Below are 24,768 nucleotides of genomic sequence, written 5' to 3' on the forward strand. Positions count from 1 at the left end.
CCCGGCCGCTCCCGCCGCAGGCTGATGCCCGCGTGGGGATCTCGGTACGCTGAGCTCCCCATACGACGGCGTTTTTGCGGTTAGGTATCACGGTGAACAACCTCAGTCCGGGTGACCCCCTGCAGATCGGGCGATACCGAGTGCTCAGCCGGCTGGGCCGGGGCGGCATGGGAACCGTCTACCTCGGGCAGGCCTCCGACGGCCAGCGGGTCGCCCTCAAGGTGATCAACTCCGAGTACAGCCAGCACGAGCAGTTCCGGATGCGCTTCCGGCGGGAGGCCGACGCCGCCCAGCGGGTGCGGCGGTTCTGCACGGCCGCGGTGCTGGAGGCCGCGCTCGACGGCGACCAGCTCTACGTGGTCACCGAGTTCGTGCCCGGGCCCAACCTGGAGGAGGCCGTGCGCTCGGGCGGCCCGCTCCGGGGTTCCAGCCTCGACGCGCTCGCGGTCGGCGTGGCCACCGCGCTGACCGCGATCCACGGGGCCGGGGTCGTGCACCGCGACCTGAAACCGTCCAACGTGCTGCTCTCCCCCGTCGGCCCCCGGGTGATCGACTTCGGCATCGCCCGGGCCCTCGACACGCTCAGCGGCGTCACCGGGACCGGCGAGATCATCGGCACGCCCCGCTACATGGCGCCGGAGGTGCTGCGCGGCGAGCCGGTCTCCCCCGCCTGCGACGTGTTCTCCTGGGGCTGCCTGGTCGCGTTCGCGGCCAGCGGCCGGGCGCCGTTCGGCGGCGAGGCCCTGCACGCGGTGCTGTACCAGGTGCTCAACACCGAGCCCGTGCTGGAGGGCATGGAGACCGGCCTGCGCGAGCTGGTGGCCCGCGCGATGGACAAGGACCCGGGACGGCGGCCCACCTCCCAGCAGCTCCTCGACCACCTGGTCGGCCGCTCGGCCGCGCCCGAGCAGACCGCGCACTCGGTCCAGGCGGTCTGGCAGCAGAGCCCGCCCACCCTGGCCGAACCCGCCGCCTGGGCGGGGTCCGGGCCGGGCGGGCCCCACGTCCCGGGCGGGTCCGCCGGTTCCGGAACGCACGCCGTACCGGGCGGGCCGGCGGCCCCGACCGCACCGGCCGCCCCGGGCCCGTACGCCGTGCCGGGCGGGCCGGGTGACCCCACCCCCGCGGCCGGGGCGGGCGCGCACGCCGTACCGGTGGGATCGGGCGGCCCCTGGACGCAGGACGACACACGGCTCCCGGCCGGGGGCGAGGGGGGACGCGGGCGCGCGGGCGGTGCTCCGGCCGAGGCCGTCCGGCGCAAGAAGCTGATCGCCGGCGCGGCGGTCGCGGCCCTCGTCGCGGCGGGCGGCTTCGGGCTCTACCTCGTCTTCTCGCCGAGCGGGCCCCCCACCGACCTGACCCTGCTCTACCAGGACGACTTCACCCAGAAGAGCGACTGGAGCGGCACCTACGACCCCGCGAACGGCGGCAAGTACGGCTACGCCCCCGAGGGGCACTACGCCGTCGATGCCGACGGCGAGAACGCCGTCCAGCGCGTCACCGCGCCGGTGCCCTTCGCGACCGCCCCGCCCGCGACCCCGGACCCCGCCGCCAGCCCCACCCCGACCATCCCCGGCCGGCTGCTCCTCGGGGCCGACGTCACGGTCCGCAACGGCAGCACGGGCGCCGGCGAGTACGGGCTGTTCTGCCGGGGCGCGGACGCCACGGAGGCGACCCGCTACGAGTTCCTGATCGACACCTCGGGCAAGGCCCGCATCCGCAGGGCGGTCAAGAGCGCCGGCGGCGACCTGACCGAACCGGCCCCGGTGGAGGTGACGAAGGGCAAGCCCGTCCGGCTCCAGGCCGAGTGCTCGGCCGGCTCGGAGGGGATGCAGCTCACCATGTGGGTCGACGGCACCCGGGTGCAGTCCGTCACGGACCCCGACCCGCTGCCGCCGGGTGAGCTCGGCATGATCGTCCGGGTCGGGGAGAGCAGCGGCGCCACCCTGAAGACGGGCTTCGACAACTTCACGATGCGCGGCGCGGCCCCGGAGAAGAAGCCCTGAGGGGGAACAACGAATGATCGGCTCGCGGTTGGGGACGATCGGAACACCGACCTGAGCGAAGGAGCCCGCACGATGCGCGCCATAGTCGTCTCCGCCACCGGCGGCCCCGAGGTCCTCTCCTACGAGGACTATCCGGACCCCGCGCTGAACCCCGGCGAGGTGCTGGTCGACGTCGCGGCCAGCGGCGTGAACTTCATCGACGTCTACCACCGGATGGGCCGCTATCCCCTCTCGCTGCCCTTCGTGCCCGGCAACGAGGGCGCGGGCACCGTCGCGGCGGTCGGCGAGGACGTGGAGGGGGTCTCCGTCGGCGACACGGTGGCCTGGGCGAGCGTCATGGGCAGCTACGCCGAGAAGGCCGTCGTGCCGGTCTCCCACCTGCTCCTGGTGCCCGAGGGGGTGGCCCCCGAGCTCGCGGCGGCCGTCACGCTCCAGGGGCTCACCGCGCACTACCTGACCCACTCGGTGCACGAGGTCAAGCCCGGCGACGACGTGCTGGTGCACGCCGCGGCCGGCGGCATGGGCCTGCTGCTCACGCAGATCGCCAAGCTCCGCGGCGCCCGGGTGATCGGCACGGTCTCCACCGAGGAGAAGGAGGAGCTGGCCCGGCAGGCCGGCGCCGACGAGGTCCTGCGCTACAAGGGATTCGCCGACGCGGTTCGCGATCTGACCGGTTCCGGCGTGCACGTCGTCTACGACGGCGTGGGGGCGACCACCTTCGCCGAGAGCCTCGCCGCCCTGCGCCCGCGCGGCATGATGGCCCTGTACGGCCAGGCCAGCGGCCCGGTGCCGCCGATCGACCCGCAGCTGCTGGCCAAGGAGGGGTCCCTCTTCCTGACCCGCCCCAGCCTCGGCGCCTACATCGCCACCAAGGACGAGCTCGCCTGGCGCGCCTCCGACCTGTACGGCTGGCTGGCCTCCGGCCGGCTCCGGGTGCACGTCTCCCGCCGCTATCCCCTGGCCGAGGCCGCGCAGGCCCACGAGGACCTGGAGGCCCGCCGCACCACCGGCAAGCTCCTGCTCATTCCCTGAGCCCCGCTTCCCGCTGCGGGATCCGGTTGCTCCGGGGCGCTTCCAGGACTGCTCGGCGACGCCGTCCCTCGTCGCCTCGCCCGCGCGGCAGCCGTGCGTCACTCAGGCGGTTCCTGGCCGCCGAGACCGATCGGGAACGCGTCGAAGTTGATGATGACCCGCGCGGTGCCGGGAGCGCTCTCCTCACGGTCCCGTACCTTCTCGTGGTGCGCGTCGACGACCCGCGAGATCTCGCGGACGAGGCCGGCGAGTTCCTCCCGGGTCATGCGCATGACGGTGTGCAGGTTGACGGTGGCCTCGACCCACTCGCGGGGAGTGGTCCGCGACTCCTCCAGCCAGCGGCTGAGCTCGGCGTTCCGTTTACGGAGCAGCTCGGCGAGCAGGAGCTCCGCCGCCTGCGCCGTCTCGGGGTCGCGGCGGAACCGGTCCCCGTCGAACCCGAACCGGCGGGAGCGCCACCAGCGCTCCTTGCCCTTCCCGCGGCCGGACACCTCCTCGATGAGGCCGTGCCGCGCGAGCTGACGCAGGTGATAGCTCGTCGAGCCGCTGTTCTCCCCGGTGCGGGCGGCGAGCTGGGTCGCCGTGGCGGGGCCGTGGCGGTCCAGCAGCTCCAGCAGGCGGAGCCGTACCGGGTGGGCGAGGCCCTTGAGCGCCGATGCGTCGAGTTCGCGGTCCGCGCGCCCGGTGAGCGCCGAGGGATCGGAATCACGGGTCTTGTCATCCATTGCGTGCAGCCATATCTTTGCAAATAGAATTTTGCATACTTTCCTTTACACGTTATCGGAGACAGCGGTGACCGATCGCCCCTTCCGCTGGTTGCTGACGGCCTCCGGTCTGTCCAACACCGCCGACGGCATCGTCGTCGTGGCCATGCCCCTGCTGGCGATCACGCTGACCCGCTCGCCGCTGCTGGTCTCTCTCGTCAGCGCGGCGGCCACCCTCCCCTGGCTGCTGCTGTCTCTACACGCGGGCGCGCTCGCCGACCGGCACGACCGGCGGCGGATCCTGGCCCTGACCACGTGGACCCGGGTCACGGTCCTGACCGCCCTGGCGGCGGCCGCCTGGCTGGGGACGCTTCCCCTGCCCGCACTGCTGGCCGGAGCCCTGCTGCTCGGCGCCGGAGAGGTCTTCGCCGACACCTCGGCGCAGTCGGTGGTGCCGATGACCGTGGCGCGGGAACGGCTCGGCGACGCCAACGGCAAGCTCGTCGCCGCGCAGACCATCGGCAACAACTTCCTGGGAGGGTCCGCCGCCGGACTCCTGACCGGGCTCGGCGCCGCCGCCGCGTTCGGGGCACCCGCCCTGCTCTACGCGGCGGCGGGGATCGCCCTGCTCGGCATGCGCGGGCGTTTCCGGGTGGAGGAGCCCTCCACCCGGCCGCTCCACCACGACATCGCAGAAGGGTTGCGCCACCTGTGGAGCCACCGGGTGCTGCGGGACCTGGCCCTGCTGTCGGGTGTGCTCAACTTCGCGAACTCGGCTTACTTCGCGGTCTTCGTCCTGTGGGTCGTCGGGGAGGAGTCCCGGGTGGGGCTCACTCCCGGCCGGTACGGCCTCCTCATGGTGGCGCTCGCCTTCGGGGCCGTGGCGGGATCGCTACTGACCGACCGAGTCGCGCGGAAGGCCGGACAGGTCAGGACACTGGTCGTCGTCGACCTGGCCGGTGGCGTCCTGCTGATCGTGCCCGCCCTCGTCCCCACCCCCGCCGCCATCGGCCTCACCGCCGTACTGCTGGGCGCCGCCAGCGCCACCGCCAACGTCCTGCGGGTGTCGCTGCGACAGCGGCTCATCCCCGGTCACCTGCTCGGCCGGGTCAATTCGGCCATCCGCCTGATCGGCATGGGGTCCACACCGCTGGGCGCGGCCGCGGGCGGTGCCCTCGCCACGGCGGCCGGGCTGCCGACGGTGTTCGCCGCGGCCTCGGTGCTGTGCGTCCTGGCCGTCACCCTCACCTGTCGGAGTGTCACGACCCGCTCGGTCGCCGAAGCCGAGTCCGCAGCGGATACCACCGTCCAGCCCGCGCCCGCCTGAAGAACCAAGGTCGCTTTTCGGGAAGTATGTGTCTTCCGTCCGCGCCCGTCATACGCACTTCCCGAGAAACGATCATTATTTCACCGGGACAGAACGGTTATCCACAGGTAGCCGTATGCGGTGGGGTCGTCCCCAGGGAACACCGTGCACCAGAACCGTCTCTGCTGGCATGGCTACTTTTGCCGTCCGGGCGGAAGGGGCGGAGATGGGAAACAGGCATAGGCGGTCGTCACGGCACCGGACCGGCAGGTCGCCGGGCGGGCGGCCCGTACTAGGAGTCGCGCTGCTGACCGACGAGCGCGATCTCGCCGCGCTCCGCGAAGACGGTTCCCTCACGCACCGGGACTACGCCGCCTATCTCGCCGCCTGCGAGCGCGACATGCGTTCCATGCGCGCGTCCGGTGAAGTGGTGGCGGAGGCGTTCGACCTCGGGGAGTACCTCGATTTCTGCCAGGACGCAGGACTGGACGCCGGCGGCGCCGTTAGCCGGGCCCGGTACGCCGCGCTGGTGTGCGAGGAGGGCGACCCTCTCCCCTACCGGGGCGAGCCCATAGAGGATTTCATCGCCGTGCTCGCCCGCCGGGAGAGACTCCGCAGGCTGTCCTCCAGGATCGAAGGACGCCTCGCCCTCGTTCCGACCGGGCGGGTCAAGGCGGCACAGGAGCACACGGCCGGTGTGCTCCTGTGGCTGCTGAGCCGCGAAGGGCCGGGCCTGCACGTCCTGACCTGCCTGGTGGAGGCCGGCCGGGGCGATCCGTTGGAGGTCTCGGCCGAGGTCGAGGTGCGCCCGAGCAAGACGCTGCTGCGTGGAGAAGCTCCGCTGGTGCTCGCCCAGATGCTCGTCCTCGCCCGCGCGGTGAGGGCTCGCGGCAGCCTGATCATGCGATTCCGCACCCGGAGGACCGACCCCGCCACCGGCCTCCCCATCGAGATCGTCCGCGGCTGGTCCATCCGGGACGGTGAACTCCGGTCCCTGAGTGGTGCGGAGACGCGTGCGGCCTTCTGCGCCGATGCCCGGACCGGTGACCCGCTCGCCCTCGACCCCTCCGCCGAGTACGCCGACGCTCCGTCCTTCCGAGAAGGACTCGACGAACGACTAGTGCCCGATGAAAGACCTCATCCGCCGGTTCCGGACCCGGTTCCGGAACCATCTTCGGACCTCAGGCCCGCGCCGCCGGTCCGAGAGGTTGGGCGGGCCAGTCGAGGAGGCGGGCGCCCAGCACCGCGGTCTCCAGGGTGAAACGCTGGGTGGGGTCGTCGGGCGAGAAGCCGGTGAGACGGCGGATCCGCTCCAGCCGGTAGGTCACGGCCCGGGTGCTGACCCCGAGCCGCCGCGCGGCCGCGGCCTGGTTGCCCTGGACGGCGAAGACCGCCTCCAACGTGTCGAGCAGCGGCTCGGGCCCGCCCCGGGCCTCCAGCAACGGGCTGAGCACGGTCGTCACCAGGTCGTCGATGGCCTCCCGGTCCCGCAGCAGCACCGGGAAGACCAGCAGGTCGGCCGCCTTGAGGACGGGCGCCCGCAGCCCGAGCCGGTCCCCCAGCTCGATCGCGTTGCCCGCCTCCCGGTAGGAGGCGACCACCCCGCCGGGCCCCCGGTGCGCCCGGCCCACGCCGACGCACCAGCCGGGCTCGAAGGCCTGCCGCACGTGGTGGGTGAACTCCCCGGTCGCGGCGGAGAGACTGCCCGGCGCGACACACACCAGCAGCCCGTCCCGGACCGCCACCAGCACGTTGTGCGACCCGAACCGGGCGACCAGCGCCTCCTCGATCCGCCTCGCCACCGGATCGCCGTCCCGCAGTCCCGGGTTCCCCGCGGCATCGGGCGCGACCGCCTTCCCACCGGGCTCGGTCCCTGTTCCGCCGGACCCGGTGCCTGTTCCGCCGGACCCGGTGCCTGTTCCGCCGGACCCGATGGGAGCGGGCCCTCCGCCCGCCCGCACGGACCCGGCCGGGCGGGCGACCGCCACCACGTAGGACTCCGCCAGCCGGAGGCCGAAGTGCTCGGCGCGTTCGGCGAGCCGGTCGGCCCGCCCGTGCAGCAGGTCGTCGACGAACTCCCGGCGCGCGGCCTCCTCCTGGCGGATCGCCAGGCGCTGGGCGTTCTCATAGCCCTCCATCAGTGCCGAGACCGCCCGCCTCAGCGCGGAGAGCACCGCCGGAGCGGCCCCTTCCGCCTGCCCCTCCCCGGACGGCCCCGGCCAGGCAGGTCCGGAAGCGGCCGGGTCGGAACCGGACCCCCGGAGACCGGAGGCTCCGGGCGCGGATGATCCCGGATCGGACGACCCGGAGACGACCGGCTCGGCCATGCTCAGGGCCGCGTCGACCAGCTCCCGCAGCGGCAGGCCCAGCTCGGCGGCCCGTGCGCCCGCCGCCCGGTAGCCGTCGAGCGCCTCCCTGCCGGGCAGCCGTCCGGTGGCGGCGGCCTCGCTCAGCATCCGAGGGTGCCCGCCGAGCAGGTCGGCGGGCACCCGGGCGGCCCCGTCCATCACACCCCTATGTCGCGCCGGTCGAAGGCGAGGATCGCGACGACCAGCAGCACGGCGGCGGCACCCGCCAGCACGAGATAGTCCCCGCCGGGGAAGCCCTGGTAGAGCGGCTTTCCGTCCAGGTAGTAGTGGAACGGCGAGACCCACCGGAGCCAGGAGACCGCGTCCACGTTCTTGCCCATGGTCTCCACGATGTAGCCGCCGACCGCGACCACGCCGACGACCGCCATCGCCGGGCCCCTGCGGCCGGCGGCGGCGCCGACCGCCAGGGACAGCGCGCCGAAGAGCAGGCCGAGCAGGAAGACCCCGGTGTGCGCGGCCAGGATCCTGTCGAAGGCGACGCCCATGTCGGTGGCGACCGACAGGCCCCAGGCGAGCAGGAACGTCGCCGCCGCGACGCCGAGTAGCCCGAGGGCGAGCGCGGCGAACCGCTCGAAGACCAGCCGCCTGCGGTCGATCGGGAGCGTGACGGTCAGCTCCAGCGTGCCGGACTCCTCGGGGCGGGCGATCGCCTGGTTTCCCAGGACCGCCGCGCACACGACGAACAGCATCGGCCCGAACAGCTGGTAGACCACGCCGTGCAGATAGCCGGTCCCGGTGGTGAAGCCCGTCAGCCCGCCCATCAGGTCGCGCATCGCCTCGGGGAGCTTCTTCAGGGCCATATCGCCATATAGCTCCTGGTTCTGGGAGATGTTGGGGTAGAACGACAGGTACAGCGCGAAGAACGCGCCGATGCCGATCGTCCAGCGGACCAGCGACCTGCGGTGGTCACGCAGGCTCTTGGACACCAGCGCGGGCATGGTGCGCCTCCTCTTCGCTGTAGTAGGTCAGGAAGATCTCTTCCAGATCGGGTTCGGCGCTGACCAGGTGCACCACGGTGAACCGGGCCGCCGCCTTGATCAGCGCGTCGGGGCGGCCGTCGATGGTGCAGCTCAGGTTCGCGCCCTCGACCCTCAGGTCCCGCACCCCGGGCAGGCCCTCGAACTCCTCGCGGGGCACCGGGGCGTCGAAGTGGAACTCCACCCGGCGCACCGCCTTCTCCCGCAGGGCGGCGACGTCCTCGACGGCGACCAGCCTCCCCTGCCGCACGATGCCGACCCGGTCGGCGACGTCCTCCACCTCGGCGAGCACGTGCGAGGACATCAGCACGGTCCGGCCGGCCGCGCGCACCTCTCGGACCATGGCGAGGAACTCCTGCTGGACCAGCGGATCCAGGCCGCCGGTCGGCTCGTCCAGGATCAGGAACTCCGGTTCGTGCATGAACGCCTGGATCAGCCCGACCTTCTGCTTGTTGCCCTTGGAGAGTCTGCCCATGGGCACCGAGAGGTCGGCCTCCAGCCGTTCGGCCAGCGCCGTGATCCGGTCCCGGGACACGCCGCCGCGCACCCCGGCCAGGAAGGCTAGGTACTCGCTCGCCCGCTCCCGTCCCTCCAGCGCGAGCTCTCCGGGGAGGTACCCGATCCGGCCCCGCACGCGCGGGTCGCGCGGGTCCGTCCCCAGCACGCTCATCCGGCCGCGGGTGGGCCGGATGACGTCGAGGAGGAGCCGGATGGTGGTCGTCTTGCCCGCGCCGTTCGGGCCGAGGTACCCGAACACCTCTCCGGGCCGGATCTCCAGGTCGAGATCCTCCAGTCCCCGGCGCCTGCCGTAGAACTTGGTCAGTCCCTCGGTCTCCACTACCGCTGTCATGCCTCAGATCGTGCCCTGCGCCCGATCCACCGGACCATGACCTGTTCCTGACACTTGGGCCCGCGTTCGTTGCCCGGTTCCGGAAGGCACCGGCGCCCCGGACGGTTCCGCTCCGGTTTCCCGCGCGGCACCGGAAGGCACCGGGGAACGGCTACCAGTCCTGGGAGAGGCCGGACATGCGGCGGAGGTATTCGTCCTCGTCGATCTCACCGGCCGCGTAGCGCCGCCTGAGGATCTCCCGGGGGTCGTCGGGGGCCGGTCCGCGGCGCGTCCTGGAGGCGCGCGCCACGAGGGCGAGGCCGAGCACCACCGCGGCGATCACGGCGACGACGAGGAGCGCCACCGCGAACCGGGCCATCACCGTTCACCGTCCATGCCTCCATTCTGCGAGAAATCCGGCGCTTCGTGGAGGGCCCCGCCGGGAGGGAGCACCGGCAGGCCCTCGGGGGCACCGCCCTCCAGCAGACGGAGCAGGGCCCCGGTGTCCACATGCCGCTCGACGAGATCTCCGAGGGCGTCCAGGCGCTCCTCGCGCAGCGCGGCGAAGCAGGTCCCCGGTGCGGGGGTGAAGTCCCGGCCGGAGACGGCGGCCACCTCGCGCAGGAACGCCCGGCGGAAGTCGTCGTTCTCCAGCGCCCCGTGCCAGGTGGTCCCCCAGACCGTCCCGGCCCGGCAGCCGTCCAGGAACGGCTCCGCTCCGTCGTCGGGGGTCACCGTCCCGTGGTGGATCTCGTAGGCGGCCACCCGGTGGCCGTAGGCGCTCCCGACCGGGCGGCCCAGGGTCTTGTCCGCGGCGAACTCGACCGCGGCGGGCAGCAGCCCGAGCCCCTCGACCCGTCCGGCCCCCGACTCGACGTCGTCGCGGATGGTCCGGGCGAGCATCTGGTAGCCGCCGCAGATGCCCAGCACGGTCCGGCCGCGCAGCGCCTCCGCCAGGCCCGTGGCCCGCAGCCAGGCCAGGTCGGAGACCGTGGCGCGGGAACCGGGCAGGACCACCAGGTCGGCGTCGTCCAGCTCCGCCGGGGAGGTCACGAAGCGCACGACCACGCCCGGCTCGCAGGCCAGCGCGTCGACGTCGGTGAAGTTGGAGATGCGCGGCAGCCGGACCACCGCGACCCGCAGCGTCTGCCGGCCGTACGGCGTGCGCGCCGCGGCGGCGGGCCGGTCGTCCAGGGCCAGGGAGTCCTCGACGTCGAGCCAGAGGCCGTCCAGCCACGGCAGCACGCCGTACACCTCACGCCCCGTCAGGTTCCTGAGCATGTCCAGCCCCGGTTCGAGGAGCTCGCGCGCGCCCCGGAACTTGTTGATCACGAATCCGGCTATCAACGCCTGGTCGGCGGGTTCCAGCAGCCCCACCGTGCCGTAGAGCGAGGCGAAGACCCCGCCCCGGTCGATGTCGCCGACCACGATGACCGGCAGGTCCGCCGCGCGGGCCAGGCCCATGTTGGCGATGTCGCCCCGGCGCAGGTTGATCTCCGCCGGGCTGCCCGCCCCCTCGCAGACCACCACGTCGTAGCGCTCCCGCAGCCGCCGCAGCGCCTCGACGGCCGTCTCCCGGAGATGGTCCTTGACCTGCCAGTACTCCATCGCGTCGACGTCGGCGAGCGGCCGGCCCATGACCACGACCTGGCTGCGCCGGTCGCTGCCCGGCTTGAGCAGGATCGGGTTCATGTCGGCGCTCGGCTCCAGGCCGCACGCGGCGGCCTGCATCGCCTGCGCCCGGCCGATCTCCGCGCCGTCGGCGGTGACGAAGGAGTTGAGCGACATGTTCTGCGCCTTGTACGGCGCGACCTTCACCCCCTGCCGCGCCAGCCACCGGCAGATCCCGGCGGTGACCACGCTCTTGCCCGCGTCGGAGGTCGTCCCGGCGACCAGCAGCGCGCCTCTCATCCCCGTGCCCGCCTTCTCTCTCCGCCGGTCGCCGTCCGTCGGCGCCGGCTCCGCCGTACCCACCCGGCGGGACGGGCCCGCCGGCGCCGCGACCTGCCGTACCCCGTCCGGCGCGGGAAGCGCTCCGGCCGCGCTTCCCCCACGCGCCGGATGACCGCCGGCCGTCCGGCGGCCCTTCGGCGGTCGTCCGGCGCGTGCGCGGTCAGCCGCGCAGCGCGGCGAGGACGGCGAGTCCCGCAGCGGCGAACCCTACCGCGCGCGCCAGCCGTACCGAGCGGCGGATGTCCGGGACCGACGGTTTCGGCCCGTCCCCCATCTCCGGCCGGTACTCCACGCGGTTCCCGTAGACGTTCACGCCGCCGAGCGTGACGTCGAGCGCACCGGCGAACGCCGCCTCGCACCGGCCCGAGTTCGGGCTCGGGTGGCGGTGGCCGTCCCGGCGGAGCACGGCCAGCGCCCGGCCGGCCGAACCGCTCACCAGGGGGGCGCCGAGAGCCGCGAGCAACCCGGTGATCCGGGCCGGTACGGCGTTGGCCACGTCGTCGAGCCGGGCGGCGGCCCAGCCGAAGCGCTCGTAGCGGGCGTTGCGATGGCCGACCATGGCGTCCAGGGTGTTGACCGCGCGGTAGACGAGCAGTCCGGGGACCCCCGCCACCGCCCCCCACAGCAGCGGCGCGACCACGGCGTCGGAGGTGTTCTCGGCGATCGACTCGACCGTGGCCCGGGCCAGCTCGGGCGGCTCCAGGCGGGAGGGGTCGCGCCCGCACAGGTGCGACAGCCTTCCCCGCGCCCCGGCGAGGTCACCGGCCTCCAGGAAGGACGCCATGGCCGCGCCCTCGCGCCCCAGCGTGGTCCCGCCCAGCACCGACCAGGTGGCCGCGGCGCTCGCGACCCCCCGTGCCAGCGGGTCGCGCACCCGGGACGCGGCCACGCCGAGCAGTGCCACGGAGCCGACGCAGACGGCGACGTGGACGACGCCGGCGGCCCGGGCGTCGCCGTACGTCCTCTTCTCCAGCGCCGCGGCGGCCGTGCCGAACAGCGCGACCGGGTGCCCGCGGCGCGGATCGGCGAAGAGCGCGTCGAGCACGACCCCGGCGAGCATCCCGAGAGCGTGGGCTCTCGCGGATCCCACGAGTGCGCTCTTCCCGGAGGCGGATGTGGTCTTCCTAGACGAGATGGGCATGAAGCTCATCCTGGTGCGTGTCGAGCCATGCCCCGGCCCTGCGGATGCGCGCCCCCGCGCCCTCGGCCCACATCCGGGCCCAGCCGCCGCCTGCGGCGGCCCTGGTGCGCATGATGACGTAGGAGCGGCTGAAGCGGAGGCGGGCGAGGTCGAGGAGGCGCCTGCGGTCGCGGGCCGGCAGGCCGTACGCGTCGCAGAACAGGCGCAGGCGCGGTCCGACCGCCAGCTCCCGCTGGGCGGGGTCCAGGTCGACGGGGTCGGCCAGGGGCGCCCAGTGGCGCAGTGTGGTCACGACGTCGAACAACCGGGTGGTGGGCCGGGCCAGGTCGAAGTCGATGAACGCGTACGGCAGGCCGTCCCGGAAGAGCACGTTGTCGAGGTTGACGTCGCAGTGGCCGACCAGTTCGGGGGCCCGGTCGTCGTTGGACCCGTCCTCCCAGATCGCGTCGCGGGGCGGCCGGAAGGTCTCGGCGGCATCGTGGAAGCGCCGCAGCAGGCCGGCCAGGGCCACCAGGGCCTCATCGGTGACCGCGTACTCCGGCAGCGGCCGGACTCCGGACTCGCCGTCGAGATAGGTGAGGACCTCCCGCCCTCGCTCGTCGAGGCCCACCACCCGGGGCGCGCCGTCGAAACCCTCGGACTCCAGGTGCCGCAGCAGCGCGTGCACGGACGGCGTGGACGGCCGGGTGGGCCTGCGCACGGTCTCCCCGACGCGCACCACGCCCTCCGTCACATCGCCGCCCAGCAGAGGGATCTCCTCGTGGGACGTGGCGACGAACATGGCAATTGAGCCTAGACCGGCCCGTCCGGTGGTCGGGCCTGTTCCGGCCGGACCGGTAACCGTTTCGTTGAAAGCCCGCCCGACAGCCGGACCGTCACCGGCTCGCCTCCCTCCACCCCCTTCGACCTCGCACTTCTCCGGCTCCGCTCCCCTGTCGGGAGGGCATCCCGGCATCCTCGCGGAGTGATCTTCCTGACACGGTGGGAAAACCGATGCATGGGCACTCGCCGGATCATGCACAATTAGGCAGGAGCGCCCTTAGCTCAGCTGGATAGAGCACCGGACTTCTAATCCGACGGTCGCAGGTTCGAATCCTGCAGGGCGCGCTTATTATCATGGCCTGACCTGCGAAAACTCGGAGGACAGGCCTCTTCTGGAATGAAGTTCCGGTCCCTGCGCGCTCGTGGCGTGCTCGCGTGCACGGACCGTGCACACACCATGATCAAAACGGGCCCGCAGCGCCGCTCTCACCGGTCATGACGTCGCTGTGGCCACGATGAGCTCTCCTCACACCTTCCGCAAGTGTTCCGGATCTTCTACGACCACTCGGTGACAAGAACCGGCCTCTATCCCAGTTCCACCGAAATCGCCGTCTATAGAGTTCAAGGTGGTGATGCAGCGCGCCGTTGCACGGCCCAGCGTCGCGAGTCCCGGCCGCGCATGCGGCCTGGAGACCGGTCGCGGCCAGAGCCGCACGGACCGCCCGCCGGGTGTCGCCACCGCCGTACCCGGCCTCAGTCTCCGCGCCAGGGCCGCATCACCGCTCCGTCAGCCGGCGCCATCCTCGAAGGTCGGGCGTCGCCGTTGCCGCCACCACGGCCAGTCAGGCGAGGCCAGGGGATCCGGCGACGTCTTGGCGAGGAAATTCCTGTCGATGGAAGCATCAGACTGTAGAGGTACGGCCTGGCCCAGCCGGGCAGCACAGTGATGATCCGTTCGAGCTCTCCGCACGGATCGTCTTCCTGGCATCCTGGGCACACACAGACGGACAGGAGCCGGTCAGCGGCACCGGGGATGACTTCCCGCGTCCAGGCCCGTAGTGCCGCGGCCACCTCCCCCGGCTCCAGGAGCGTGTGCTCCAGGGCGATCACCGTGGCCATGGGCCGGTAGGTGAGGCCGGGAACCTGATGGATCGAAGGTCTGTGGGTTCCGCACCGTAACCTGCGCGGGCGAACCTCGGAAGGGCGTCTACGAGGCATGGCCCTTTCTGATCGATGTCATGGCGCAGATGATCGCATGCCGGAAAGCCGATCGCCAGATCCGGTTCGTTGACCTACCGCCTTCACGATCGCCAGGCTGCGGCCAGCCACCATGCGGTGTCAGGACCGATCGACGGGCCGGTGATTCATTCCTCAACTCGGTCCACCGAGCACCGGTGCGATGAAGGAGCAACCGTCCTGCGCCCGCTGCATACCTGTCAGGAGGGGACGGAATACTCGCAAGGACCCGCAGAGAAGGCCGAACCCGCTCTGAATCCAGGGCCCCGGCAAAGTCGGCTGAGCATCTTGTGATCATGTGAACCCGAGGATCGGCAGGACCCGGGCGGCGTCCCGGCCGAGGTAGCGGATCGTCTTGGCGAGGTTGCCGGATCCGGACCGGCGGAGCACGCCGATAACGAGATTGCGCAGCCCGGCCATCACCCGGGGCGCGTTGGCGGTACGAACCTGGCAGTGATTTTCACCGAAGGTCGCATCGCGGACCCAGTGCAGCCGGTTCCCGATGCTCCAGTGGCCACGGACCCAGCCGGCCAGCTCGGCAGGAGTGGCCTGCCGGACCGGCACGCTGGTGACGGCGTAGACGGTGACGGTCCGCCACCGGCCCCCGCACAGGCTCCTGACCTGGCGTTTGATCTGCAGGGCCTGGACGGCGTGCGGAAAGCCCAGACCGGCCTTGACCGCGACCGCCTTGAGCGTGCGCCGCTCTTCACGGCCATGGCCCCGGCCGCGCCGCCGGTCGGCGACGGGCACCTTGCGCCACAGCAGTGCTTTGACCTGCGCGTACAGGCTCGGCTGGTTCTGCTTCACGATCACGATGTAGTGGGCGTTCTTCTCCCCGACCAGGAAGTCGGCGTGATCGCGCTGGGTGTGCAGCGCATCAGCGGTGACCACGCAACCGGCCAGATCCAGGTGCTCCAGCAGCGGCCGGAACCGGGTGATCTCGTTGGTCTTGCCGTCCACGCCGGTCTGGGCCAGAACGAGGCCGTCGGCCTGGTCGACGGCCGACAGCAGGTGTACCGCCTCACCGCCTGCGGTGCGGCGGGTGTGCGGTCGGGCCGGTTCAGCCAGGCGGCGACCGCCGCGTCCAGCGCATCGGCGTCGAGCCGGGCGAACGCCCGGCGCAGGGTCGCGCTTGGAACGGATCTCATCGCCCTCGGTCTCACAATGTGAGAACTCCTTTAGCCCTGTTGACGGATCCAAGCCACACCCTCTTGATTTATCCGGAAACTCATCTTTCCGATTTATGTTGATCTTTACTTTTATGTGGACCTTATGCAATGATCGTCCGGTTTGACCGAAACGATCAAGAAAGGTCAGAGTGAACATCCATCCCCCGAGGCTCGGCGCGCTCGCACGCAGCCGCCACACCTCCCTGATAGCCGTCCTCGGGCTATCGACATCACTGCTGGCGGCCTTACCAGCTGCCGCCGAACCCGATCCCACCCCCTCTGCTTCCACGGCGCCCGCCCCTGCGGCCGATCCGCTGGCTTCCCTCAAGGCAGAGGCCAAGAAGCAGAACAAGCGCATCGAGATCGAGTCCTACCGGACGGAAACCTCAACTACCTACGCCAACCCGGACGGCATGACGCTGCGGGTTGAGCTGTCCACCGAGCCCGTACGCGTCAAGAAGGCTGACGGCAAGGGCTTCACACCGATCGACACCACCCTCGTCGAGGCGGACGGCGTCATCAAGCCCAAGGCCGCGAAGGGAAACCTCGTCCTGTCCGCCGGCCGGGACAAGACCCTCCTCAAGAGCCAGGCGGCCGACGCCACAGCGAAGATCACCACACCGTCGGTGTTGCCCGAGCCCAAACTGAAGGGCAATACCGCCACCTATCGGTCCGCCTATGGCAAGGGCCGTGACCTGGTGGTGACTGCGACCCGCACCGGATTCCAGCAGCAGATCACCATCGCCGAACGGCCCACCGGTCCGGTCTCCTTCCGTGTCCCGGTCGATCTGCCCAAGGGCATGTCCTTCGCAAAGAACGCCGCAGGCCGGCCCGCCATCGTGGGCGAGGACGGCAAGACACTGACCGAGGTACGGCCGACCCTGCTGCAGGACGCCAAGGCCGCTGACCCAGGCGCCCCGCTCGATGCGGGCAAGGTCGGCAAGGCAGCCGTCACACTCGCAGAAGACGGCAAGACCCTGGTGTTCACGCCGGACGCCGCGTTCCTGGCCGATCCGGCAACGACGTACCCGGTGACGATGACCGCCGCGGCCTCTGACTGGTACGAGGGCCACACCGGCCAACGGTGGCGCGTTGGCAACCCCATGGACACCTACATCAACGATTCCGACCTTCAGGACAGCTGGGACAACTTCTACGACCCCGAGATCGTGGTCGGCAAGTCCTACGCCAACATCCCCAAGCGCTGGCGCGGCTACCTCCAGTTCCCCGACATCCCCGCCGAATTCGCGGGCAGCAAGGTAGAGAATGCCGACCTGGTCCTGTGGAACTACCAGTCCAATGACTGCGGGGCGGGCGGCGGCTCCGGCATCACCGCGCGGCGGATTACATCCTCCTGGGATGAGACGACGCTGACCTGGAACAGCCAGCCGTCTGTTACCAGTGTGGACGCCGACACCGAGTACGGCGCCTACAGCGAAGAATGCAACTACGCCTGGGACCTGATCCACTCGCTCGACGAGCTCGTTCAGGCGTGGATCGATGGTGAGCCCAACTACGGCATCCAGCTCACCGCAGGCAACGAGTCCGAGGTGCGCAACTGGCGGCGCTACACCTCCGAGGACGCTGGCGGCTGCATGAGCGAGCCACTGCACGCCTGCCAGGGGCAACTCCATCCGCCCATCCTCACCGTCGACTTCGAGCCGGCCATTGTGCGTTCTCACGCATATCTTATACCTTACTATGATAATCCAACCCTGGCAGAAATAAAGGAAAACACATACCATTCGGACTCCATTCCCTCATTTCCGGAGGTTTCTGAAGAAGAGGCGCGCGCGGTGCGCGAAAGTTCCACAGAATACGCATTGGAGGACTCTTCGGTAGGTTTCAATGTTCCTGATGATATGACGCGGGAGGAATGGCTGGAATCCTTCGATGTGATGCCCGTCGAACCCAACCCGTCACCCACACCTACTCCCACACCGCAAGCAGTTGGTAAGTGGGCATTTGAGGAAGGTGGGGGACGCATCGCCTCGGACTCTTCTGGTCACGGACACGAGGCGAAGCTCAACGACACGGCGGCGTGGATCCCCGGGAAGAGCGGAAGCGCGGTTTCGAATACGCCGACGCAGGTACAGGTCGTTGCTGCTCGTGAGGCGGTTCGTCAGGGCAAGCCGGTTGAGGTGGCCGACCAAACCACCGCAACCAGCATCACCTACGCGCAGCCGGACGGAAAGACGTTCACCACCGAGATCACCGCGGGTCCGGTGCGGACCCGGCAGGGCGACGGATGGGTACCGATCGACACAACCCTGGTCGAGCAGAACGGTGTGCTCAAGCCCAAGGCGATGGCCTCGGACGTCGCCGTAGCGGTCACCAACGGCGGTACGGACGCGTTCGTGTCCATGACCGCCGCGGACGGGCAGTCCTACACACTGAGCTGGCCGACCGCGTTGCCCAAGCCGACCGTCAGCAAGAACGCCGCCACGTTCACCGACGCCGCAGGTAAGGGCGTGGATCTGGTCGTTACCGTGCTGCCCACCGGGTTCCGGCATGATGTGGTGCTGCGGGAGCGGCCCGCCAAGCCGCTGGAGATCCGTCTCGGTGTGCAGACCGAGGGTCTGACCCTGTCCGAGGGCAAGGGCGGGCGGCTGCTGCTGACCCGCGGCAAGGGCAAGAAGCTGGTCGCGTCCGCACCGCAGCCGGTCATGTGGGATGCCGGCGTCAAGGAGCGCTTGGCCAAGGGGCGTCTGCCTCAGGCCCGGCACAAGAAGATCACCACCGATGTGGTCAGCAAGAACGGTCGCACCGAGCTGGTGCTCAAGCCCGACCACGCGTTCCTGTCGGATCCGGCCACGAAGTATCCGGTGCGGGTGGACCCGACCACCACGCTGCCGTTCAACAACGACGTGGACGTCAACACTATCTTCAACACCGCAGGGAACCCAGCGGACCCGACGGCTCCGATCATGATGGTCGGCACCGAGACCGGCAACGTCAAGCACCGGGTACACCTGCGCTTCGACACCGCCTCCCTCGCCGGAACGACCGTCACCGACGCCAAGCTATCGCTGCTGAACATGCAGTCCTCCGGCTGCGGCACTGCGGTCGGGGCGGGCATCCAGGCCCGCCGCCTGACCAGCGCCTGGGATGAGAACAACCTGGACTGGGCCAATAAGCCCACCTCCACCACCGAGGACGCTCAGATCAACAAGGCGGGCTTCGGTGAGTCCTGCGCGGGTGGGCCGGCCATGCTGGAGTGGCCGGTCACCGGGATTGCCCAGGACTGGGCAGCCGGTGCGGTCAACCACGGCATGGTACTGCAGTCCCCGACTGAGACCAACGTCAACAACTACCGAATGCTTACCTCCTCCGAGGACACCGATTTCGGCAACCCGCCGAAGCTGACCGTCACGAGCACCGGCCCGGCCTCGGTCCCGGCCGTCACCAACCTGACGATTACCCCGACCCAGAGCACCGGCGGCACCACGGTGGCCACCTCACTCACCCCGCAGCTGGCCGCCACCGTCACCGACGCCATCGGCGGTAACCTGACGGGTGAGTTCGAGATCGAACATGACCCGACCGCCACTAGCCAGGGCACCGGGCAGATCTGGACCGGTACCTCGACTGCGGCGGCATCCGGCGGCCAGGCTGCGGTGACCGTCCCGGCCGGGAAACTGGCCGACGGCTGGAAGGTGCGCTGGCGGGCCCGCGCGGCCAACTCGGCCGCGTCGAGCACCTCGGCGTGGTCGGACTGGCAGCCGACCACGGTGGACGTGCCCAACCCGGCGGTGAGCGCCTTCCAGGTCACGCCCGCGCAGCTGGTGGACGGTGTCACCGTGACCACAAGCCTCACCCCGGCCCTGCACACGACGGTCACCGACCCGGTCGCCCAGCCGCTGCGGGCGGAGTTCGAGGTCGAGCACGACCCCGCCGCGCCCACCGGTCAGGGCAGCGGCCAGATCTGGACCGGCGCCGTCGACAACGTCGCCTCCGGCACCCAGGCCAGCATCACCGTCGCCGACGGGAAGCTGACCGAGGGGTGGAAGGTGCGCTGGCGGGTCCGGGCGGTGAACCCGGCCACCACCGTCGGCTCGCCGTGGTCGGACTGGCAATCCCTGAGCGTGGACATGCCCGATCCGGTCTCCAAGCCGGCGGTGGGCGCATTGCAGGTCAGTCCGTCGGAGCAGGTGAACGACACCACCGTCACCCCTGCCCTCACCCCCAGCCTGCTGGCCCAGGTGAGCGACCCGGCCGGCGGTGCGCTGCGCGCCGAGGTCGAAGTCGAACACGACCCCGCCGCCCCCACCGGTCAGGGCAGCGGCCAGATCTGGACCGGCGCCGTCGACAACGTCGCCTCCGGCACCCAGGCGAGCATCGCCGTCCCGGCGGACACGCTGGCCGATGGGTGGAAGGTGCGCTGGCGGGCCCGCACGGTCTCGGCCACCGCCGCCTCGGCCTGGTCGGACTGGCAGTCCTTCACCGTCAGCCTGCCCAAGCCCACCGCCACCGGCCTGACCATCACCCCGTCGAAGGTGGTGGACGGCGCGACGGTGAGCACCACGCTCACCCCCACGCTGAAAGCCACCGTCACCCACCCGACCGGCCAGGCGCTGCGCGCTGAAGCCGAACTCGAGCACGACCCGGCCGTGTCCGACGGTCAGGGCAGCGGCCAGATCTGGGCCGGTGCCGTGGACGACGTCGCCTCCGGCACCCAGGCGAGCATCGCCGTCCCGGAGGGGAAGCTGACCGACGGGTGGAAGGTGCGCTGGCGCCTGCGCGTGGTTACCGGCGAGGCCGCCTCGGCCTGGTCGGACTGGCAGCAGGTCACCGTCGACGTCACCCAGCCCGGTGAGGAGCCCCTGGCTCAGACCGCCGGACCGGTGATCCGCACCGACCAGAGCTTCACCGCCGCCGCCTGGCTGCGCTGGAGCGACAGGGACGGCGACTACACCGTCCTTGAGCAGAGAGGCACCCACCAGGCGCCCTTCCGGCTCGGCAACACCCCTGACCACGGACTGGTGTTCACCTTCACCAGCGCCGACGCCGCCAATGCGACGGCCGAAGGCGTGCTGTCCGGGGTCGAGCCCCCGGTCGATGAGTGGTTCCACCTGGCGGGCGTGTATGACGCCACGGCCAAAACCGCCACGCTGTACCTCAACGGAACCCTCATCAAGACCGTGCCGATCAGCTTTACGGTGTGGAACGCGGACACCGCCATGGCCCTGGGCAGCAGGATGAAGGGCGATCTCGACGAGGTCTCCATATATCAGCAAGCGCTGACTGCTAATGAGGTATCTGCTTCCCACGCAGCTGCCACACCTTCACCGCCGATATCCATGTCAACCCACCAAGAAACTTCTGCATCGCCTTTTGCTGAACTAAGGGCGGCCGCTAATGCGAGCGCCCCGAGCGCCCCGTTCCCTTATAGGCGTCTTTCACACGAAGAGTGCCAGGAGGAGATAAAGAAGCGTCCCAACCGGCCGGCGGCGCTATACAAAAACGCATTCAACATGTGCTGGGTGATGCGTATTGGAGAGGTAAAAGACAATAGCGACGACGGAGACTTCGATGATATATTTATGTACACTGCCAAGTTGACCGTTGTCATGCACACCTATGTAGGTGTGGGAAAGAAGGCTGCTGGTAATGCTCTGCCGGCCCGAGACGCTGCGCCGGGCATCGGTAGCAGGCAGATGAAGGCCTGGATCCGCGTTGATGGTTGGGATGCGGTGGACAACGACTACCTTGACAACGCGATAACGGTTGGCCTAGGGGTCAGCGGAGATTGCGAAACCAATTATCCGAGCGGCCGGACCGCTACACTCAGGCAGTGGATCGGTGAGTCGTCGTCGAGTCCCAAAAAGGACTTCGAGATGACGATCGATTCGCCGAATGTTGGTACAGGGGACAAGACCAGATACTGCAAGGTCAAGCCATGGGTCAATTATCGGTACGCCGATCTTGAGGCCCGTCACTATCATCTCCATCCCGGAAAATATCCAGCTCTATTCCGCTGTGACACATCGCCAGTCATCAGGGCATACACGGGCGGATGTATCGTTTGGCATATCCGCCCTATTTTCGTCCTCGACGAGAACGATCCACTCGTCACCAAGACGGCTTCGCATATAGCCCAAGCACTTCACGATCCTCAGTCGACCATACCCAAGGCCGGAAATGGTGTGCCGAAGAATATACCCGGCGGATTCCAGTGGTGGGCGCCAGGATGTGAATATGGCGGCTGTCTGCATGTGACCAGGAAAAGCGCCAAGGTTAGCGGCACAATCCCCAATTTGAATAGAAAAAAGGCAATCAATACCTGTCTTAATTTTATTCGGAATTATCATGATCCCGACAGTTGCGACGAATATCCGTTCGCCTCGACGCTCGAGGGGGCCAGTACAACGCAATATAATTTCTCTGTCGCCGTGATCGAAAAAGACGACAACTGCTTGGCGGGTAGCAGGCTCGGCCATTGGTATAACCGTGTTCGGCTCCTGGAGGGCGATATGTTCTGGGTCGACACAATCAAAAAGGGGACATACTACGCTAGAAGCGGCGCACCTGGCTATGTGGCAACAGACCCAACACCGGAAGAGGTGTTTCATATGGACGGCTGTACGGTAGACGGGTAGGTTATTTCTGAACTAGGATGTGAGCGTGGTGCGATCGGTACGTACCGATCGCACCACGCTCTTCCTTTGGGGGTCATGGTGAACAATGAATTTGATACATATAACGCAATGGCACATCTTATCTTTGAGGAGCCAACATGCATAACTTGGACCAACGGCTCGTCGCTCTCTGACTGCATTATTTATTTTGGTGGAGACCCAGCAAGTGTGCGGGAGGCTGATTTCGAAGACATATATGAAGACGGATATGATCTGAATCCCGACGATAAGAGCAATAGTGCGATCTTGCTTGATCGGCTGGGTGAATGGACTGTAATTATTGAACCAACCAGCAGTCGCGGGATATCGACCAGTCTGCTGAAAAAAATTTCACATGAGGGGGTCGCGCTTAGCTTCTACTGGACTGTCAATCATGATGCATACTTCAAGTATGCGAAGCATGGCCACCTGCTCTACTCTTTTGATCCGCTGAGGCTTGAAATGATGGACTCCGAAGAGGCGGAGGTTTCCTGGGCGACTGGTAACGGTGTTACGCTTGACGAGTGGAATGAGAATTGGCTGGCGGCCTCACTCGCGCTAGCCGAAAACATTACCTCCATTCGCCTTGATGAGGAGTGGCTTCAGCGCCCTCATCTGGGAGTCATTGTTGGGCCTGTGCCACATTTTTAGTACTTGTACCGCTTCAGAGAGCGTTTGATTTGAGTAGAACTCACCATATGTTCTAGTAGGTGCCTCGCCAGGTTGGCGTACTCTCGTCTGTTATGCGCTTGGTGAGGTTATTGATCGATGCAATGTGGATCATGGCTTCGGAGCTGACTGGGAGGGCTTCGTAATCGCGGGCAAGGCGGTGCCTTAACATAAGCAAGCCGAGGCTGCGTTCTACTACCCAGCGTCTTTTGACAACTTGGAAGCCGCGGGCGCGGGGGTTTCTATTGACGACCTCGACATCGATTCCGAGGCGGGCTCCGTGTTCTACTGCGGCGTTCTTGAATCCGGTGTCAACCCAGGCTTTAGTGATGGTCGGGTGGATCTTCTTGACGTCGTTGAGGAGTTGTATCCCTACGGCGTTTTCGGAGAGGCTTGCGGCGGTGACGGTGACGGCGAGGAGGAGGCCGAGTGCATCTGTGACGATGCCTCGCTTCCGGCCTATGATCTTCTTGGCGGCGTCCGTTCCCTGGCTGTTCAGGGGCACGTTGGTGGAGGTCTTCACCAGGGCCCCGGCAAAGCAGGGTCCCGGCGTAGTGGAGTCGGATGCCTGGATGTCCGATTCGAATGGGCGTGAGAGGCGGCGTTGACAGCCCACCGCGGGGATCACACGGTCAGGAGCGGGACACGCGAACAGGCACGGCCTACGGGATCATGTGGTTGTCGAAGCCTAATGATCACCAGAGAAGACCGTGCCTGCCCTCATATCATCGCCGATCGCCCCCGTCTTGGGCCAACTCGCGGCCCTGACCTGCGCGACCGCTGACCTCGACCCCGTCGGCCTGCTCGACCACTTGGCCCGCATCCCCGACCCCCGTGATCCTCGCGGAGTGCGCCATACGCTCGGTTCGCTGCTGGCCGTGACCACGGCGGCGATGCTGACTGGAGCACGCTCCTTCACCGCGATCGGCGAGTGGATCACCGACGCCCCCGAGGCGGTCCTGGCCGCGCTCGGCGTCCGCCAAGACCGGCTGACCGGCCGCTACCGGCCACCGCACGAGGCGACCCTGCGCCGGGCGTTCGCCCGGCTCGACGCCGATGCGCTGGACGCGGCGGTCGCCGCCTGGCTGAACCGGCCCGACCGCACACCCGCCGCACCGCAGGCGGTGAGGCGGTACACCTGCTGTCGGCCGTCGACCAGGCCGACGGCCTCGTTCTGGCCCAGACCGGCGTGGACGGCAAGACCAACGAGATCACCCGGTTCCGGCCGCTGCTGGAGCACCTGGATCTGGCCGGTTGCGTGGTCACCGCTGATGCGCTGCACACCCAGCGCGATCACGCCGACTTCCTGGTCGGGGAGAAGAACGCCCACTACATCGTGATCGTGAAGCAGAACCAGCCGAGCCTGTACGCGCAGGTCAAAGCACTGCTGTGGCGCAAGGTGCCCGTCGCCGACCGGCGGCGCGGCCGGGGCCATGGCCGTGAAGAGCGGCGCACGCTCAAGGCGGTCGCGGTCAAGGCCGGTCTGGGCTTTCCGCACGCCGTCCAGGCCCTGCAGATCAAACGCCAGGTCAGGAGCCTGTGCGGGGGCCGGTGGCGGACCGTCACCGTCTACGCCGTCACCAGCGTGCCGGTCCGGCAGGCCACTCCTGCCGAGCTGGCCGGCTGGGTCCGTGGCCACTGGAGCATCGGGAACCGGCTGCACTGGGTCCGCGATGCGACCTTCGGTGAAAATCACTGCCAGGTTCGTACCGCCAACGCGCCCCGGGTGATGGCCGGGCTGCGCAATCTCGTTATCGGCGTGCTCCGCCGGTCCGGATCCGGCAACCTCGCCAAGACGATCCGCTACCTCGGCCGGGACGCCGCCCGGGTCCTGCCGATCCTCGGGTTCACATGATCACAAGATGCTCAGCCGACTTTGCCGGGGCCCTGGTCAGGGACGCCCTGTATAAGCTTGATCGCAACAGGATTCCCCGAGACAGTATCTGTGGCCTTCAGCATGGGCATGGCCACCATCACGAGGAGCATCCTGCGTCGGCA

At 69.0% G+C, this 24,768-nt stretch carries 16 protein-coding genes, 1 tRNA gene and 2 pseudogenes; 9 read left to right on the plus strand and 10 right to left on the minus strand.

Translation table 11 applies throughout. The features are described 5' to 3' along the window. Positions 1 to 92: 92 nt before the first annotated feature. Both HS048_RS37665 and HS048_RS29650 read left to right on the plus strand, forming a co-directional pair. On the plus strand, positions 93 to 2,006 hold the full coding sequence (locus HS048_RS37665; RefSeq protein ID WP_307832692.1) for a serine/threonine-protein kinase: 1,914 nt from the start codon (positions 93 to 95) through the stop codon (positions 2,004 to 2,006). Between the two features lie 72 nt (positions 2,007 to 2,078). Further along, positions 2,079 to 3,038, plus strand: coding sequence for a quinone oxidoreductase (locus tag HS048_RS29650; protein ID WP_068903586.1), 960 nt, complete (start codon positions 2,079 to 2,081; stop codon positions 3,036 to 3,038). A gap of 98 nt (positions 3,039 to 3,136) precedes the next feature. Here HS048_RS29650 and HS048_RS29655 read toward each other — a convergent pair whose 3' ends face one another. After that, on the minus strand, positions 3,137 to 3,763 hold the full coding sequence (locus HS048_RS29655) for a helix-turn-helix domain-containing protein (RefSeq protein WP_196469307.1): 627 nt from the start codon (positions 3,761 to 3,763) through the stop codon (positions 3,137 to 3,139). A 67-nt stretch (positions 3,764 to 3,830) separates the two neighbouring features. On the opposite strand from HS048_RS29655, the gene HS048_RS29660 reads away from it, so the two are divergent. Together HS048_RS29660 and HS048_RS29665 are read left to right on the plus strand one after the other, a co-directional pair. Beyond that, positions 3,831 to 5,069, plus strand: a complete 1,239-nt coding sequence (locus tag HS048_RS29660) for an MFS transporter (protein WP_307832693.1) — start codon at positions 3,831 to 3,833, stop codon at positions 5,067 to 5,069. A 205-nt stretch (positions 5,070 to 5,274) separates the two neighbouring features. Continuing rightward, on the plus strand, positions 5,275 to 6,309 hold the full coding sequence (locus HS048_RS29665) for a hypothetical protein (RefSeq protein ID WP_196469308.1): 1,035 nt from the start codon (positions 5,275 to 5,277) through the stop codon (positions 6,307 to 6,309). Here HS048_RS29665 and HS048_RS29670 read toward each other — a convergent pair. From HS048_RS29670 to HS048_RS29700, 7 genes are all read right to left on the minus strand, one after another. Continuing rightward, positions 6,230 to 7,555 (minus strand): CdaR family transcriptional regulator, encoded by a 1,326-nt coding sequence (locus HS048_RS29670; protein WP_196469309.1) that lies wholly within the window; start codon positions 7,553 to 7,555, stop codon positions 6,230 to 6,232. The two genes, HS048_RS29665 and HS048_RS29670, sit on opposite strands and share 80 nt — an antisense overlap. Further along, positions 7,555 to 8,355: an ABC transporter permease subunit gene (locus HS048_RS29675; RefSeq protein WP_196469310.1), complete on the minus strand. Its 801-nt coding sequence runs from the start codon at positions 8,353 to 8,355 to the stop codon at positions 7,555 to 7,557. The genes HS048_RS29670 and HS048_RS29675 overlap by 1 nt, the downstream gene beginning before the upstream one ends. Further along, on the minus strand, positions 8,324 to 9,244 hold the full coding sequence (locus tag HS048_RS29680) for an ABC transporter ATP-binding protein (RefSeq protein WP_191897362.1): 921 nt from the start codon (positions 9,242 to 9,244) through the stop codon (positions 8,324 to 8,326). The genes HS048_RS29675 and HS048_RS29680 overlap by 32 nt, the downstream gene beginning before the upstream one ends. Before the next feature lie 151 nt (positions 9,245 to 9,395). Continuing rightward, positions 9,396 to 9,602, minus strand: a complete 207-nt coding sequence (locus HS048_RS29685) for an SHOCT domain-containing protein (protein ID WP_196469311.1) — start codon at positions 9,600 to 9,602, stop codon at positions 9,396 to 9,398. Further along, positions 9,602 to 11,134 (minus strand): cobyric acid synthase, encoded by a 1,533-nt coding sequence (locus HS048_RS29690; RefSeq protein ID WP_196469312.1) that lies wholly within the window; start codon positions 11,132 to 11,134, stop codon positions 9,602 to 9,604. Before HS048_RS29690 ends, HS048_RS29685 begins: the two co-directional genes overlap by 1 nt. A gap of 202 nt (positions 11,135 to 11,336) precedes the next feature. Beyond that, a complete protein-coding gene (locus HS048_RS29695; RefSeq protein ID WP_230882342.1) occupies positions 11,337 to 12,236 on the minus strand; it encodes a cobalamin biosynthesis protein in 900 nt (299 codons plus the stop codon). Positions 12,237 to 12,300: 64 nt separating this feature from the next. Then, the gene (locus tag HS048_RS29700) at positions 12,301 to 13,098 is read right to left on the minus strand and encodes a phosphotransferase (RefSeq protein WP_196469314.1); all 798 of its coding nucleotides are present in this window, start codon (positions 13,096 to 13,098) and stop codon (positions 12,301 to 12,303) included. A 252-nt stretch (positions 13,099 to 13,350) separates the two neighbouring features. Here HS048_RS29700 and HS048_RS29705 point away from each other — a divergent pair. Further along, positions 13,351 to 13,424 (plus strand) — tRNA-Arg (locus HS048_RS29705). Positions 13,425 to 14,609: 1,185 nt separating this feature from the next. Here the strand turns inward: HS048_RS29705 and HS048_RS29710 are convergent. Then, the gene (locus HS048_RS29710; protein ID WP_196469315.1) at positions 14,610 to 15,641 is read right to left on the minus strand and encodes an ISAs1 family transposase; all 1,032 of its coding nucleotides are present in this window, start codon (positions 15,639 to 15,641) and stop codon (positions 14,610 to 14,612) included. Here HS048_RS29710 and HS048_RS29715 point away from each other — a divergent pair. Continuing rightward, positions 15,634 to 22,083, plus strand: a complete 6,450-nt coding sequence (locus HS048_RS29715) for a DNRLRE domain-containing protein (protein WP_196469316.1) — start codon at positions 15,634 to 15,636, stop codon at positions 22,081 to 22,083. The genes HS048_RS29710 and HS048_RS29715 overlap by 8 nt on opposite strands. A gap of 75 nt (positions 22,084 to 22,158) precedes the next feature. Beyond that, positions 22,159 to 22,752 (plus strand): DUF6461 domain-containing protein, encoded by a 594-nt coding sequence (locus tag HS048_RS29720; protein ID WP_196469317.1) that lies wholly within the window; start codon positions 22,159 to 22,161, stop codon positions 22,750 to 22,752. A gap of 52 nt (positions 22,753 to 22,804) precedes the next feature. Here the strand turns inward: HS048_RS29720 and HS048_RS29725 are convergent. Further along, positions 22,805 to 23,293: pseudogene (locus tag HS048_RS29725) on the minus strand (transposase); the annotation flags it as partial. 187 nt (positions 23,294 to 23,480) lie between these two features. Here HS048_RS29725 and HS048_RS37670 point away from each other — a divergent pair. Both HS048_RS37670 and HS048_RS29730 read left to right on the plus strand, forming a co-directional pair. After that, positions 23,481 to 23,846: pseudogene (locus HS048_RS37670) on the plus strand (transposase family protein); the annotation flags it as partial. A gap of 65 nt (positions 23,847 to 23,911) precedes the next feature. Further along, positions 23,912 to 24,625, plus strand: coding sequence for an ISAs1 family transposase (locus HS048_RS29730; RefSeq protein ID WP_230882344.1), 714 nt, complete (start codon positions 23,912 to 23,914; stop codon positions 24,623 to 24,625). Positions 24,626 to 24,768 lie beyond the last annotated feature (143 nt).

Source organism: Planomonospora sp. ID91781 (assembly GCF_015711595.1).
In the GTDB taxonomy this organism is placed as follows: domain Bacteria; phylum Actinomycetota; class Actinomycetes; order Streptosporangiales; family Streptosporangiaceae; genus Planomonospora; species Planomonospora parontospora.